This is a genomic window from Tatumella sp. JGM91 (genome assembly GCF_018257575.1).
Taxonomy (GTDB): Bacteria; Pseudomonadota; Gammaproteobacteria; order Enterobacterales; family Enterobacteriaceae; genus Tatumella; species Tatumella punctata.
In genome coordinates this window covers 54,773-68,686 of record NZ_JAERJP010000003.1, presented here as the reverse complement: position 1 = coordinate 68,686, position 13,914 = coordinate 54,773, and the positions used below count along the sequence as shown (strand labels likewise).

General features: G+C 52.5%; 14 protein-coding genes. 9 read left to right on the top strand and 5 right to left on the bottom strand.

Going from position 1 to position 13,914, the window contains the following annotated elements; all coding sequences use genetic code 11:
* The first annotated feature begins 5 nt into the window (after positions 1–5).
* The 6 genes from JK198_RS03085 to JK198_RS03060 all read left to right on the top strand — a co-directional run bounded on the left by JK198_RS03085 (position 6) and on the right by JK198_RS03060 (position 6,047).
* Positions 6–1,097 carry an LLM class flavin-dependent oxidoreductase gene (locus JK198_RS03085; RefSeq protein ID WP_212707089.1) on the top strand — a complete coding sequence of 364 codons (1,092 nt, stop codon included), beginning with the start codon at positions 6–8 and terminating at the stop codon, positions 1,095–1,097.
* Positions 1,098–1,116: 19 nt separating this feature from the next.
* The gene (locus tag JK198_RS03080) at positions 1,117–2,283 is read left to right on the top strand and encodes an acyl-CoA dehydrogenase family protein (RefSeq protein ID WP_212710177.1); all 1,167 of its coding nucleotides are present in this window, start codon (positions 1,117–1,119) and stop codon (positions 2,281–2,283) included.
* A 105-nt stretch (positions 2,284–2,388) separates the two neighbouring features.
* On the top strand, positions 2,389–3,486 hold the full coding sequence (locus tag JK198_RS03075) for an ABC transporter substrate-binding protein (RefSeq protein ID WP_212707091.1): 1,098 nt from the start codon (positions 2,389–2,391) through the stop codon (positions 3,484–3,486).
* Positions 3,467–4,465, top strand: a complete 999-nt coding sequence (locus tag JK198_RS03070) for an ABC transporter permease subunit (protein WP_212707092.1) — start codon at positions 3,467–3,469, stop codon at positions 4,463–4,465. Before JK198_RS03075 ends, JK198_RS03070 begins: the two co-directional genes overlap by 20 nt.
* Positions 4,459–5,244: an ABC transporter ATP-binding protein gene (locus JK198_RS03065; RefSeq protein WP_212707093.1), complete on the top strand. Its 786-nt coding sequence runs from the start codon at positions 4,459–4,461 to the stop codon at positions 5,242–5,244. The genes JK198_RS03070 and JK198_RS03065 overlap by 7 nt, the downstream gene beginning before the upstream one ends.
* Before the next feature lie 20 nt (positions 5,245–5,264).
* Positions 5,265–6,047: a class II aldolase/adducin family protein gene (locus JK198_RS03060; RefSeq protein WP_212710175.1), complete on the top strand. Its 783-nt coding sequence runs from the start codon at positions 5,265–5,267 to the stop codon at positions 6,045–6,047.
* A 38-nt stretch (positions 6,048–6,085) separates the two neighbouring features.
* Here the strand turns inward: JK198_RS03060 and cybC are convergent, their stop codons facing one another.
* A complete protein-coding gene (cybC, locus tag JK198_RS03055) occupies positions 6,086–6,472 on the bottom strand; it encodes a cytochrome b562 (RefSeq protein ID WP_212707095.1) in 387 nt (128 codons plus the stop codon).
* Between the two features lie 73 nt (positions 6,473–6,545).
* Positions 6,546–7,886, bottom strand: a complete 1,341-nt coding sequence (gene pmbA, locus JK198_RS03050; RefSeq protein ID WP_212707096.1) for a metalloprotease PmbA — start codon at positions 7,884–7,886, stop codon at positions 6,546–6,548.
* 113 nt (positions 7,887–7,999) lie between these two features.
* Here pmbA and yjgA point away from each other — a divergent pair, with 113 nt between their 5' ends.
* A complete protein-coding gene (gene yjgA / locus JK198_RS03045) occupies positions 8,000–8,545 on the top strand; it encodes a ribosome biogenesis factor YjgA (protein WP_212707097.1) in 546 nt (181 codons plus the stop codon).
* A 40-nt stretch (positions 8,546–8,585) separates the two neighbouring features.
* Here yjgA and mpl read toward each other — a convergent pair whose 3' ends face one another.
* The gene (gene mpl / locus JK198_RS03040) at positions 8,586–9,944 is read right to left on the bottom strand and encodes a UDP-N-acetylmuramate:L-alanyl-gamma-D-glutamyl-meso-diaminopimelate ligase (RefSeq protein WP_212707098.1); all 1,359 of its coding nucleotides are present in this window, start codon (positions 9,942–9,944) and stop codon (positions 8,586–8,588) included.
* Positions 9,945–10,101: 157 nt separating this feature from the next.
* On the opposite strand from mpl, the gene fbp reads away from it, so the two are divergent.
* Complete coding sequence (gene fbp, locus JK198_RS03035; protein WP_212707099.1) at positions 10,102–11,109, top strand: class 1 fructose-bisphosphatase; 1,008 nt, start codon at positions 10,102–10,104, stop codon at positions 11,107–11,109.
* Between the two features lie 57 nt (positions 11,110–11,166).
* Here fbp and JK198_RS03030 read toward each other — a convergent pair whose 3' ends face one another.
* Positions 11,167–12,723 (bottom strand): methyl-accepting chemotaxis protein, encoded by a 1,557-nt coding sequence (locus JK198_RS03030; protein WP_249213245.1) that lies wholly within the window; start codon positions 12,721–12,723, stop codon positions 11,167–11,169.
* A gap of 251 nt (positions 12,724–12,974) precedes the next feature.
* Between JK198_RS03030 and ppa the strand changes: the two genes are divergently transcribed.
* Complete coding sequence (gene ppa, locus JK198_RS03025; RefSeq protein WP_212707100.1) at positions 12,975–13,505, top strand: inorganic diphosphatase; 531 nt, start codon at positions 12,975–12,977, stop codon at positions 13,503–13,505.
* A 59-nt stretch (positions 13,506–13,564) separates the two neighbouring features.
* On the opposite strand, the gene JK198_RS03020 is transcribed toward ppa, so the two are convergent.
* On the bottom strand, positions 13,565–13,912 hold the full coding sequence (locus JK198_RS03020) for a gamma-glutamylcyclotransferase (RefSeq protein WP_212707101.1): 348 nt from the start codon (positions 13,910–13,912) through the stop codon (positions 13,565–13,567).
* Positions 13,913–13,914 lie beyond the last annotated feature (2 nt).

Here is a 13,914-nt window from a genome sequence, read left to right as displayed (position 1 = left end):
TAACTATGAGCATTCAGTTTATCGGCATGATTAGCCACCGTCTGGCATCTGAAACCATCGCCCCTTCAGGCCCTGTATTTGATAAAGACTACATTACTCGTATTGCACGGGCCCATGAAGCCGCAGGTTTCGACCGCCTGCTGGTCGCCCATGCTTCCGACCAGCCCGATGGATTTCTGGTCACAGCACTGGCCGGGCTCTCAACAGAAAAAATTAAGTTTCTGCTCGCCCATCGTCCCGGGTTCGTCTCCCCTACCCTCGCAGCACGTAAATTTGCCACCCTGAATCAGTTACTGGATAACCGTCTGGCAGTACATATTATCAGTGGCGGCAGCGATGCAGAGCAGCGTCGTGACGGTGATTATCTGGACCATGATCAGCGCTATGCCAGAAGTGAAGCTTTCCTCGACGTAGTACGTGATATCTGGAGCAATGATCAGCCCTTCAATATCAGTAATTCATTTTACCGGGCTGAGCAGGCGATCTCGGCAATACGTCCCCCTGCAGATCAGCCGATTCCGGTCTTTTTTGGCGGGTCATCCGATGCCGCGATTCGGGTCGCCGGTAAACATGCCGACGTTTACGCACTGTGGGGAGAATCTCTGGCCCAGACCAAAGAGACTATTGACCGCGTGACTGCCGAAGCAGCCCGTCATGGTCGGAAAACAGAGTTCAGTGTCTCTTTCCGCCCGATTATTGCCGATACAGAAGCGGAGGCCTGGCAGAAAGCTGAACTAATCCTTGCCACCGCGACCCGTCGTCAGCAGACCGCCGGGCCGCTGAAACCGGATAATAAACCACAGAGTGTGGGAGCTCAGCGGCTGCGTGCTACGGCCGCCCTCGGAGAAATTGTCGATAAACGTCTGTGGACCGGTATCGCAAAGCTGGTCGGCGGCGGACAAAACTCTACCGCGCTGGTAGGTACGCCAGAACAGGTTGCCGATGCATTACTCGATTACTACGACCTCGGGGTGCGAAATTTCCTGATCCGGGGTTTCGATCCTCTGAATGATGCGCTGGATTACGGGAAAGTATTACTACCACTGACACGGGAAAAAATCGCCCGCCGTGAACAGGCTGAACGCCAGCGTGCCTGATATCCATAAGGAGCATCCAATGAGACAGGCAGAACAGTCTGCGGCCCCCTGGCCTCCGGCATCATTACTCGCCGATATTCGCCACCGAATGGCAGAAACGGCGCAACAATATGATCAGCAAGGTGCTTTCCCGCACCAGAATCTGTCCTGGTTACAGCAGCATAAATTACTGGCACTGGCGACCGGACAATCCTATGGCGGAAGTGGCGCTTCCCTCGACACGCTGCAACAGGTGATCAGCGCCATTGCCGGAGGTGAGCCGTCGACAGCACTGATCACCTGTATGCATTATTTGCATCACTTACGGTTACGCCAGCCAAACCGCTGGCCGACAGAGCTGATCCGCAGGGTATCCGAAACCGCGGTCAGCGAGGGGGCCTTGATTAACAGTCTGCGGGTCGAGCCGGAAATGGGTTCACCGGCCCGTGGTGGCCTGCCACAAACCATCGCACGGCGTACCGCCACCGGCTGGGTACTGAATGGCCATAAGCTTTACACTACCGGGATTGAAGGGCTGCACTGGCTGGTCGTCTGGGCATGCAGTGATGACCAGGTCCCGCTGGTCGGCAGCTGGCTGGTGCCGAAATCGGCCCCGGGTATCAGCATTATTCCCAGCTGGGACCATATTGGTATGCGTGGCACCGGCAGCCATGAAGTCATTTTCAAAAACGTCACTGTGCCGCTCAATTATGCGGCCGATGTCACCCCGGTGAATGCCACGACTCACACGGATACCGCGTCTCAGACCGCATTTGCCAATGCCAATACGGCACTGCTGGCCGCCATTTACGATGCTATTGCCCGGGCCGCTGCCGACTGGCTGACCGGCTGGCTTCAGCTACGGACCCCTTCAGGTCTCGGCAAGCCTCTTGCCTCCCTGCCGCGGGTTCAGGAACAGGCCGGACAAATTGAATCGTTACTACTGATTAACAGCACACTGTTAAACCAGGCGGCGGCAGAAGCGTTCAGCTATTCGCAGGCCGGTTTAGCAAAAGCGACTATTACCGATAATGCTATCCGCGTGGTCGACCTGGCCCTGCAGTTATCAGGGAATTACGGGCTGACACGCAGTAATCCACTGGAGCGTCATTACCGCAATGTGCTCTGTGGCCGGGTACATACCCCGCAGCGAGACAGTGCCTGGTTATATGCGGGACAACAACGACTGAACACAGCCCCGGCCTGACTCGCCGCAGACATTCACCGGTGCGGCCGGCGGCTCTGTCCGGAGATGGTTTCCGGTGACAACATTAATTTCCCGGGTCCGGGAACAATAACAAGGAATTGACTGATGCGTTCTTCCCTATTATCCCGCAGGCGTTTTCTGGCCCTCAGTTCCGGCCTTGCAGCAACACCGTTGCTCGGCGGTTTTTCATCTTCTCTGTGGGCGGCTGAGCCTGTCGGTCATTCGATGGCAGGCATGGCCGGGATGATCGAAACCGCCGATAATACCAAAGGCGGCGTTGCAGATACTTCATCACTGCGGCTGGCCGAACCTTTTAAATTAAAACTGGCGATCAACCAGAGCGCGATCTGTATTGCGCCGGTCACCGTGGCACAGCAACAAAATCTGTTCAGCAAATACAATCTGGATGTCGAATTCGTCAATTTTGGTAACTCAACCGATGTGCTGTTACAGGCGATTGCCACCGGGAAAGCGGACGCCGGGATCGGAATGGCACTGCGCTGGCTGAAAGCCCTTGAACAGGGGTTCGATGTAAAACTGACCGCCGGTACTCATGGCGGCTGCCTGAGCCTGCTGACGGCAAATAATTCTCCTTATACCTCTCTTGCCAGTCTGAAAGGTCAGTCTATCGGGGTAACCGATATGGCCGGGCCGGATAAAAACTTCTTTGCGATTTTACTCAAAAATCACGGCGTTGACCCCATCGCGGATGTGCAGTGGAAGGTCTATCCTGCCGACCTGATGACCCATGCGCTGGATAACGGTGAAATTGCCGCCATCAGTGGCAGTGAACCTTTCAGCACGCGGATGCTGGATACGGGGAAATATCATCTGCTGGCCAGTAATATGACCGGAGAGTACGCCAACCTGAGTTGCTGTGTTATCGGCGTTAGCGGGGAGCTGGCCCGTAAGCACAAACCTGCAGCAGCGGCACTGACTCAGGCCCTGCTGGATGCCCACAGTTTTGCCGCCAGGAATCCGCAAAAAGTCGGTAGCGAATTTATGGCCCATGCACTGAATACCTCGCCACAGGAAGTGTCAGCAATTCTGATGAGTCAGGCCCATGACCATCATGCTGTCGGAGCAGCATTCGTCAACGAAATGACCCGCTATGTCACTGATTTACAGAGAGTACAGGTTATCAGTGCCTCAGTTAATCCTCATCAGTTTTCGGAGAGTATTTATGCAAATGTCTTCGCCTGATCATCTGATTGCCCCGGCCGGACTGACACTGCCCCGGCTGTGGAATAAAGGCGCAATTGCGGCGCTGGCATGGCTGGTTTCGGCCGCTATTACGCGGTACTGGCCAAACGGTGCCAGAGACTGGCCTTATTCACAACTATGGGCAGAGATTAATGTGACTATTGGCCTGTTGTTACTGCTACTGACAGTCACTTATCGCCACTGGGTCACTGCATTGCCCCGGCTCAGAGTCGCCGCGGCCTGGCTAATCGCCTTGCCTCTGTTACTCAGTGGCTGGCAGTTATTAACGGCAAAGCTGCTGGTACTGCCGGTCCCGTTTTTCGCGCCTCCCCAGGCACTGTTACAGGTGTTTCATGATGACTGGCCAAGGCTGCTCGACAGCCTGTATCACTCACTGTCTTTGCTGGTGAGTGGTGTGCTGCTGGGCACGCTGTTTGGTTTTATTGCCGGGCTGGCGATTGGCTGGTCACCGCGGGTTGGCTACTGGATGCATCCGGTACTGCGTATCCTCGGACCATTGCCGGCCACTGCCCTGTTGCCGTTATGCTTTTTTCTGTTCCCTACCAGCCATGATGCCAGCGTGTTTCTGATCGCACTGGCGACCTGGTTTCCGGTCACTGTGCTCACCTGGTCAGGTGTTGCCGGGATCGATCAGGCCTGGTATGACGTGGCCAGAACCCTGGGCGGGAACTCCCGTTTTCTGATTTTACGGGTAGCTATCCCTGCCGCTTTGCCGAGTGTGTTTGTCGGTTTGTTTATGGGGCTGGGAGCATCATTTTCGGTACTAATTATTGCCGAAATGGTCGGAGTTAAGTCAGGTATCGGTTTCTATCTGCAGTGGGCACAGGGCTGGGCTGCCTATTCAAATATGTATGCAGCACTGTTACTGATGGCCCTGCTGTGTTCCGGGCTGATTAGTCTGTTATTCGCGGTAAGAAACCGGGTACTCCGCTGGCAAAAAGGAACCATGAAATGGTAACCACCGCTCAGGCAACAGAAACATTCAGCGGGCTGAGTATCAGCCTGCAAAATATCAGCCACCGCTTTACTCTGAAAGATAAGCAACTGCCGGTACTGGATAATGTCAGCCTGCAGATTGCCCCGGGTGAAAGCGTGGCATTGCTCGGCCCTTCCGGTTGCGGAAAATCGACACTGTTGCGTTTACTGGCGGGTCTTGAACCTTTACAGCAAGGGCAGCTGCTGGCGGGAAACCAGCCGGTAACCGCCCCTGGCCCTGACCGTATTCTGGTATTTCAGGACCCGACGCTATACCCGTGGCTGACGGTACGGCAAAACGTTTTACTCGGCCCGCGGGCTCGCGGACTAAAAGGGCAACAACCCAAAGCTGATCAGCTGATCAGCCGCATCGGTTTGCAGGAGTTTGCTGATGCCTGGCCAGCCCAGTTATCGGGGGGGATGGCACAACGGGCGGCATTAGCCCGTGCGTTGCTGAATGAGCCCCGTTTGCTGCTGCTGGATGAACCCCTCGGTAAACTTGATTCCCTGACGCGGATCCGTATGCAGAGTGAATTAATTACCTTATGGCAAAACCAGGGCTATACCAGTGTGCTGGTTACCCATGATATCGAAGAAGCTTTACTGCTTAGCCACCGTGTGGTGGTTTTTTCACCCCGTCCTGCACGCATTCTTGCCGAATTCCGTAATCCGGCACCTTTTCCCCGTCATCGGGACGCCCCTTTACTGGTCAGACAACGTCAGGAAATTCTGGCTTTACTCGGCCAGGGCACTGACTGGTAATTTTTTATACAGGAATCATTATGACTACAGACACCCTGGTTCATCACACCGCCACAGATAGCCGCCACTGGTCTGATGAAGAATATGCTGTGCGGCTGGATCTGTCCCGCGCTTACCAACTGGCGGCGCGGCTGAAATTTACTGACCATATTTATACGCATTTTTCGGTGAGGGTACCGGGCAAAGAAGAACACTTTCTTATTAATCCCTACGGATTACTGTTCGGGGAAATAACCCCGCACAATCTGATTAAAATAGATATCCGCGGTAATATTATTGATGATCCGACCGGGCTTGGGATCAATCAGGCAGGCTATGTGATCCACGCAGCCATTCATGAAGCACGTTCGGATCTGAAAGCAATCCTGCATACCCATACCCGTGATGGTGTGGCGGTTTCTGCGCAGCGCGAGGGGCTGCTGCCCATATCACAGCACGCGCTTGGCTTTTACTCACGTATCACTTATCACGACTACGAAGGTATTGCCCTTGATATGGATGAACAACAACGGCTGGTCCGGGATTTGGCAGACAGTGATGTTATGATCCTGCGTAATCATGGTTTGCTGGCCGCGGGAAGCAACATAGCGCAGGCGTTTCGCAATCTGCATATGCTTGAGCGGGCCTGTAATATACAAATTGCTGCGTTGGCCGGCGGCCGGCAGAATATCCTGCTGGCGCCTCAGGAAGCGATTGATAAAGTCAGTGAACAGTCATCACGCTTCAGGGATGGGAATGATCCTGTGACCCTGAAACACTGGCAGGCGCTGGTCCGTACTTTGCCTGCTGAAATATCCGGTTAATACTGCCGCCCGGGCCCTGCATAGGTCCGGGCAGGCAGTCAGCGAAATTTTTTATGGTTCTGATTACGGATCTCAGCCAGCTTTTTCGCTTCAGTTCTGGCTTCCGGTAGTTTATTCAACACCGCAAGTTTATCAACCACCACAATCTGTGTGATTAACTGATCCAGTCCGGCACGGTAATCTTTCATACCGGCACTGTCAGGTGCCTGCCCCTGCAACGTATAGGGCGCCGATTTTTTTGCATCTTCGGCCGCCGCCTGCATTTTTTGCAGGGCCTGATGCATTTCCGGGCCACTGTCAGTGCTCTGCACGGTTGCCAGCTCCACCCCCAGAATATCCATATCCTGTTCCAGTGGCAGGGCATAGGCCGAAGCGCAGGAAAGAAACAGCACGGCAGTGAATGCCGCAATCACAGATTTACCCATTGCTCACTCCTTAATGATTATCAGCGTACCGGCATTATTAGTTTTATCACCGGTATCGACTGCTGCCAGCCGGTTACTGACCGGCGATTTTCATTCCGTCCAGTAATACAGAGCCGCACTGAATATTACTGCGGGTTTCGATGTCATCGCCGACAGTGACCATGTTTTGCCACATATCTTTCAGGTTACCGGCAATAGTAATCTCACTGACCGGATACTGTATCTGGCCATTTTCGACCCAGAAACCGGAGGCACCACGAGAGTAGTCACCGGTGATAGCACTTACCCCCTGACCCATTAACTCGGTGACCACCAGCCCGGTGCCCATCTGCTGTAATAACTGTTCAAATGAGTGGCCTTGTCCGGCAATACGCCAGTTATGGATGCCGCCGGCATGCCCCGTACTGTGCAGACCCAGTTTGCGCGCAGAGTAGCTGGTCAGTAACCAGTCCTGTAAAACACCATGATTAATAATCGTCCGGTCGCAGGTTCGGACGCCTTCACTGTCAAACGGGGTAGAAGCTACGCCTTTCAGCAAATGCGGACGTTCTTCAATATTCAGCCAGTCAGGGAAAATCTGTTTACCCAGTGAGTCCAACAGGAAGGTCGATTTACGGTAAACATTACCACCACTGATAGCTCCGACCAGATGACCAAATAGCCCCGTCGCCACTTCAGCAGCGAAAATAACCGGAGCCTGCATGGTAGACAGTTTTCTCGGGGCCAGCCGTGCCAGAGTACGACGGGCACACTCTTCACCGACCCACTGTGCCGTGCGCAGGTCAGCAAAATCGCGGGCCGCGGTATACGCGTAATTGCGCTCCATCTGCCCTTCCTGCTCAGCAATCACACTGGCCGAAATACCATGGCGGCTGCTGCAATAACTGTTCAGTAAGCCATGGCTGTTACCGAATACACGGATACTGGCATGGCTATTAAAACTGCCACCCTCGGTATTAATAATCCGCTTATCCGCCTGCAGGGCTGACTGTTCTGCCGCCGCCGCCAGTTCAATGGCACGATCAACTTCAATCTCCGCAGGATGGAACAAATCCAGGTCCGGAGCATCCCAGGCCAGCAGATCTTTTTCCGCCACTCCGGCGCAGGGATCCGGTGAGGTGTAACGGGCAATATCAACAGCAGCCTGAACCGTACGCTGGATAGCCTGCGGGCTGAGATCGGTCGAAGAAGCACTGCCTTTACGCTGCTGCAGATAGACGGTGATTCCCAGCGCACCATCACTATTGAACTCAACATTTTCCACGTCGCCATAACGGGTACTGACACTGATCCCTGTCGTTTTACTTACTGCGACCTCTGCGCCGTCGGCGCTGGTTTTCGCCAGCTCCAGCGCGTGAGAAACTGCCTGTTCCAGCACTTTACGTTGCTCTGCAACCTGAGTTGATACCTTCATCGATTCGCCGTCTGCTGTTATGTATGAATATATTCAGTCTATCAGAGTCAGAGAACAATTTCGCAGTCACCCTGTAACCTGTTAGCATTAGCTTCTTTTTCAGGAGCCCTATAATGACCAGACAGCCCGATGAGTGGCTCGACCACGAGCCAGACCCCCAGCAAGATGAAGATGAAGAGATTATCTGGGTCAGTAAAAGTGAAATTAAACGTGATGCCGAAGAGCTTAAACGCCTGGGTGCAGAACTGACTGACCTGAGTAAAAATGAGCTGGAACGCATCCCGCTGGATGAACAGTTGCGCGATGCAGTTGAACTGGCTCAGCGAATCAGGAAAGAGGCACGCCGCCGCCAGTTACAACTGATTGGTAAGTTATTACGTTCACGTGACGTCGAACCTGTTCGCCAGGCACTGGATAAACTGAAGAACCGCCATAATCAGCAGGTAGCACTGTTCCACAAACTGGAAGCGATCCGTGACCGGCTGATTGAACAGGGCGATGATGCGATTACAGAGGTGATTAATTTATATCCGACAGCCGATCGTCAGCAATTACGCAGTTTTATCCGTAATGCTCAGAAAGAAAAAGCGGCCAATAAACCGCCGAAATCTGCACGACTGATTTTCCAGTATCTGCGTGAGCTGGCGGAAGCTGAGTAAGGCTTCCGGCAGGGCGACATTTCGCCCTGCCGGCCGCGGCTTACCGGTTTTCCAGTCGCTGGCGGAGCTTCTGATGGATCCCTTCAAAACCGCCATTACTCATGACCAGCAGGGTATCACCGGGTTTTGCCTCTCTGGCTATCATTTCCACCAGCGTATCAATATCCGCACTCCAGTGTGCAGGCTGGATACAGGCATCAGCCACATCCGTAACCTGCCACGAAATATGCGGCGGCTGGAACAGGAATACCTGATCGGCTTTGGCCAGTGACGGTGCCAGCTCATTTTTACTGATCCCCATTTTCATGGTATTGGAGCGCGGTTCGAGTATCGCGAGGATCCGTGCATTACCACCGACTTTACTGCGCAAGGCCGATAACGTGGCCAGGATAGCCGTCGGATGATGGGCAAAGTCATCATAGATATCCATGCCATTGATATTGCCCTTCCATTCCAGACGACGACGGGCATTGATAAAATCATTCAGGGCTAATGCTGCATCCTGCGGAGTAATGCCGACATGCCGGGCGGCCGCCATCGCCATTAATCCGTTATGCATATTATGTTCGCCCACCAGTGACCAGTTCACTTCTGCCACCGGCTGGCCATCAAACCAGACTTCCCAGTGGGATGCATCGGCGTTCAGTTTTTTCGCCTGCCAGTGCCCCTGTTCTCCCAGAGTTTCCTGTTCACTCCAGCAGCCCATCTGAATCACCTGACGCAGGTTAGTATCCTGCTCCGGCCACAGGATTTTCCCCTGACCGGGAACAATACGGATCAGGTGATGGAACTGGCGCTGAATAGCACGCAGATCATCAAAAATATCCGCATGATCAAACTCCAGGTTATTGAGGATCAGTGTCCGCGGGCAGTAATGCACAAATTTAGATCGTTTATCAAAGAAGGCACTGTCATATTCATCTGCTTCAATGACGAAAAACGGGCTGTCACCGGGCCGGGCAGAGACATCAAAGTTGCCCGGCACACCACCGATAACAAACCCCGGCGCCAGGCCACAGGCGTCGAGGATCCACGCCACCATCCCCGAAGTGGTAGTTTTACCATGAGTGCCGGCAACGGCCAGCACCCAGCGGTCGCGCAGCACAAAATCATGCAGCCATTGCGGACCGGACATATAAGGCATATTTTTTTCCAGTACCGCTTCAACACAGGGGTTCCCCCTGGCCATCGCATTACCGATGATCACCAGATCCGGTGCCGGATCCAGCTGCTGAGGGTCGTAGCCCTGAGTGAGTTCAATTCCCTGTTGTTCCAGCAGAGTACTCATTGGCGGATATACGTTGCTATCAGAACCGGTCACTTCGTGTCCCAGAGATCGCGCAAGTATTGCCAGCCCACCCATAAAGGTGCCACAGATACCCAGAATGTGAATTCGCATAAACTGATCCATTACCCAAAAGTTGCGGTACAGTGTAACGCTACAGCCGGTAACTAAGAAATAAGATGATTGATTAAGTTATTATGGCCAGTTAAGTTTGCATTGGTGTTAACATAAAGTAAGAAATTAATTAATTAACTTATCCCGGATAATTGTTATGAAAACATTGGGTGAATTTATTGTTGAGAAGCAGCATGACTTTCCTCATGCCACAGGCGAACTGACAGCGCTGATTTCAGCGATAAAACTGGGCGCAAAAGTTATTCATCGCGACATCAATAAAGCCGGTCTGGTCGATATTCTTGGCACCAGCGGCGTCGAGAACGTACAGGGTGAGCAGCAAATGAAGCTTGACCTGTTCGCTAACGAAAAACTGAAAGCCGCCCTGAAAGCACGCGGAATTGTGGCGGGCATCGCCTCCGAAGAAGAAGATGAATTTGTCATTTTCGAAGGTGTGGAAAACGGTAAGTATGTGGTGCTGATGGACCCGCTTGATGGTTCCTCAAATATTGATGTCAATGTCTCTGTCGGTACTATTTTCTCAATTTATCATCGTATTACTCCCGTAGGGACGCCGGTCACTGAAGAAGACTTTATGCAGCCCGGTACCGCTCAGGTTGCTGCCGGATATGTGGTTTATGGTTCATCGACCATGCTGGTTTATACCACCGGCCACGGCGTACATGCCTTTACCTACGATCCGTCACTGGGCCTGTTCTGTCTGAGTCAGGAACGGATGACTTTCCCGGCACAAGGCAATATTTACTCGATTAACGAAGGTTACTATTCACGCTTCCCGCAGGGGGTGAAAAAGTACCTGAAATTCTGTCAGGAAGAAGATACGGCTACCCGCCGCCCTTATACTTCACGTTATATTGGCTCTCTGGTCGCAGACTTCCATCGTAACCTGTTAAAAGGCGGTATTTATCTGTACCCGAGTACCGCAAGTTATCCGACAGGAAAACTGCGTTTATTATATGAATGTAATCCGATGGCCTTTCTCGCCGAACAGGCTGGCGGCAAAGCCAGTGACGGCACCACCCGTATTCTGGAACTGAAACCCCAGAGTATTCACCAGCGCAGTCCGTTCTTTGTCGGTCCTGAAACGATGGTCAACGACCTTGAACGTTTTATCCGCGAGAACCCTGAAGAAAACGCACAATAATTACCGGTTTTCCCCCGCAGATCTTACCCGGTGCCGATCTGCGGGGCTGGTGACGCTTTACGCCGTCAGACGAAACCCGGCGACCGTATGCTGTAGCCGGGAACTCTGGTCTTCGAGTGTATGAGTCGCTGACGTTGCCTGTTCCACCAATGCGGCATTCTGCTGCGCCACGTCATCCATCTGTGTGACCGCAATATTTATCTGTTCGATACCGCGGCTCTGTTCATCAGAGGCAACCGAAATTTCTTTCATCAGCAGACTGACCTGCGATACTTCAGAATAAATTTCACTCATCGATTCCCCGGCCCTGCTGGCCATCCTGCTGCCATCAGCCACCTGGCTCTGGGAAGTGACTATCAGCTGACGGATCTCTTTTGCGGCACTGGCACTGCGCTGGGCAAGGCTGCGGACTTCGTTAGCAACCACCGAAAATCCCCGGCCCTGTTCCCCGGCCCTGGCCGCTTCAACCGAAGCATTGAGAGCCAGTATATTGGTCTGAAAAGCAATACCATCGATCATAGCCAGAATATCGCCAATTTTTTGCGAACTGTGGGTAATCTCCTGCATTTTTTCGACAACCTGATTGACCACTTCTGCACCACGATGGGCAGTTTCCGACACCCGGCTGGCAAGCTGATGCGCCTGATGCGCATTACCTGCATTCAGGCGGACTGTGGCGGTGATCTGTTCCATACTCGCGGCCGTCTGTTCCAGAGAGGCTGCAGACTCTTCTGTACGCTGAGACAGGTTAAGGATCCCCGCCCCCAGTTCACGGCATCCCTGGTCTATCTGTAAACTGGCCCCGGAGACTTGCTGTACCGAAGTCCCCAGCGCACTTTGCATCGCCTGCAGTGTATTCATTACCCTGAGCAGCTCTTTACTGCCTGCCAGAGGCACCTGACGGGTTAAGTCCCCTTCGGCAATAAATGTCAGATGTGTCGTCATCAGCGCCAATGGCTGTAACAAGGCCTGCCGCAGGATCCGCCAGCTGATCAGTAAGGTACTGATGGTAATGATTGAACAGAGAGCCAGTAATATTTCCATATTCCTCTGCCGTTTTCCGGCAAGGATAAATTGCTGTTGTGCAACATTACTGGCGTAACGATTAAACGTTTGTACCGACTGACTGAAGCTGGCCATCAGGGCAGGGAATTTCTCAATATTTTGATAGTAACTGGCAAGATCTGCTGCTTTAAGGCTGGTGACCATCGGAAAAATAGCCTGCCCGGTATAGGCCTGAAAACTGCGACTGATGTCAGCCGCCATCTGTTTTCCTTTCTGCGTCACCGTCCCGGCTTTCATAAACAGTTCCATATGCAGCAGTGAACTGGCAACCGCATCATTTACCCCCTGCAGATACTTTGCTGCGGCCTGTTTATCCCCCGATTCCTGCTTGAGGACCACCAGTGCCGCCAGTGAGCGACTATGCAGTAAGTCGCTGTTACTCTGGTAAAGGTTAGCCAGCTCATTCTCATGGATACGATTGATCTCAGTCAGTGAGCGATCGGCGGCTCTCAGAGCGATAAACCCGGTGGCGCTGACAATGCATAACAACGCGGTCATTAATAACAGAATAATCAGCAACCCGCTGCGTAATGATAATTTAAACAGCATAAAACCTGTTCCTTAGCCGCTATGTACGGAAATACCTTATTTATCGTCACGGCGGGGCGATCCTTTACTGACAACTGACCCTCTGCTGAATCATCCGCAGAGATCTTTATCTCTGATAGCTGTGCGGCGGGTTTGTTTTTCGCCGAAAGCTCTGTGCGGATCACTCTGAAAGCAGAAAAAGAGGCAATACTTTCACTGTCAGTTAGCTATAATACCGGGCACTTAATTGATGTCATTGAAGGAATTAAACGATGAGTTTGAACCTGGTTGAAGCAGGTAAAGATCTGCCAGAAGATATTTACGTTATCATTGAAATCCCGGCGAACGCTGATCCAATTAAATATGAAGTTGATAAAGAGTCAGGCGCACTGTTTGTCGATCGTTTCATGTCTACGGCCATGTTCTACCCATGTAATTACGGTTACATCAACCACACTCTGTCACTGGATGGTGACCCGGTAGACGTTCTGGTCCCGACGCCGTATCCGTTAGAGCATGGTTCAGTGATCCGCTGCCGTCCGGTTGGCGTACTGAAAATGACTGATGAATCAGGTGAAGATGCTAAAGTCGTTGCTGTCCCCCACAGCAAACTGACCAAAGAATATGATCATGTTAAAGACGTGACAGATCTTCCTGAGTTACTGCGCGCCCAGATTACCCATTTCTTTGAACATTACAAAGATCTGGAAAAAGGCAAGTGGGTTAAGGTCGATGGCTGGGCTGATGCCGCCGCGGCTAAAGCAGAAATCGTTTCTTCTTTCGAACGTGCTGCTAAAAAGTAATCTTCTGCTTTTGCTGTAAAAAAAACGCCGTCTGCTAACAGACGGCGTTTTTCGTTGTCTCAGTTTTCACTATCCTTTTTAAGCCAGTCACCACTGATAATCTGCTGGCTGCGGACGACTGGCCGCTGATATATATACATCCACGCAGTACCGTACGGCGTCGATATCAGCTGACGCTTGTACTCTCCGCCACGGGTCCTCAGGGCATCCAGTTCACCCAGAGTTGTGGCATCTATCCGGTATACCTCACAACACACACGTCCTTCACCGGCAACAATCCCGGGGTACAGACCAAGATTATACAGGTCATACCCTTCAACCTGATAATCCCCTAACCACTGCGCATTGGTCATCCAGTGACTGTTTCCCTGCTTGCGCCTCAAACTACCATAGACGATTATTCGCATTG

Bases quoted from the DNA above. Each gene is read 5' to 3' on its own strand.
- JK198_RS03085 (WP_212707089.1), top strand. From the start codon at position 6: ATGAGCATTCAGTTTATCGGCATGATTAGCCACCGTCTGGCATCTGAA.
- JK198_RS03080 (WP_212710177.1), top strand. From the start codon at position 1,117: ATGAGACAGGCAGAACAGTCTGCGGCCCCCTGGCCTCCGGCATCATTA.
- JK198_RS03075 (WP_212707091.1), top strand. From the start codon at position 2,389: ATGCGTTCTTCCCTATTATCCCGCAGGCGTTTTCTGGCCCTCAGTTCC.
- JK198_RS03070 (WP_212707092.1), top strand. From the start codon at position 3,467: ATGCAAATGTCTTCGCCTGATCATCTGATTGCCCCGGCCGGACTGACA.
- JK198_RS03065 (WP_212707093.1), top strand. From the start codon at position 4,459: ATGGTAACCACCGCTCAGGCAACAGAAACATTCAGCGGGCTGAGTATC.
- JK198_RS03060 (WP_212710175.1), top strand. From the start codon at position 5,265: ATGACTACAGACACCCTGGTTCATCACACCGCCACAGATAGCCGCCAC.
- cybC (WP_212707095.1), bottom strand. From the start codon at position 6,472: ATGGGTAAATCTGTGATTGCGGCATTCACTGCCGTGCTGTTTCTTTCC.
- pmbA (WP_212707096.1), bottom strand. From the start codon at position 7,886: ATGAAGGTATCAACTCAGGTTGCAGAGCAACGTAAAGTGCTGGAACAG.
- yjgA (WP_212707097.1), top strand. From the start codon at position 8,000: ATGACCAGACAGCCCGATGAGTGGCTCGACCACGAGCCAGACCCCCAG.
- mpl (WP_212707098.1), bottom strand. From the start codon at position 9,944: ATGCGAATTCACATTCTGGGTATCTGTGGCACCTTTATGGGTGGGCTG.
- fbp (WP_212707099.1), top strand. From the start codon at position 10,102: ATGAAAACATTGGGTGAATTTATTGTTGAGAAGCAGCATGACTTTCCT.
- JK198_RS03030 (WP_249213245.1), bottom strand. From the start codon at position 12,723: ATGCTGTTTAAATTATCATTACGCAGCGGGTTGCTGATTATTCTGTTA.
- ppa (WP_212707100.1), top strand. From the start codon at position 12,975: ATGAGTTTGAACCTGGTTGAAGCAGGTAAAGATCTGCCAGAAGATATT.
- JK198_RS03020 (WP_212707101.1), bottom strand. From the start codon at position 13,912: ATGCGAATAATCGTCTATGGTAGTTTGAGGCGCAAGCAGGGAAACAGT.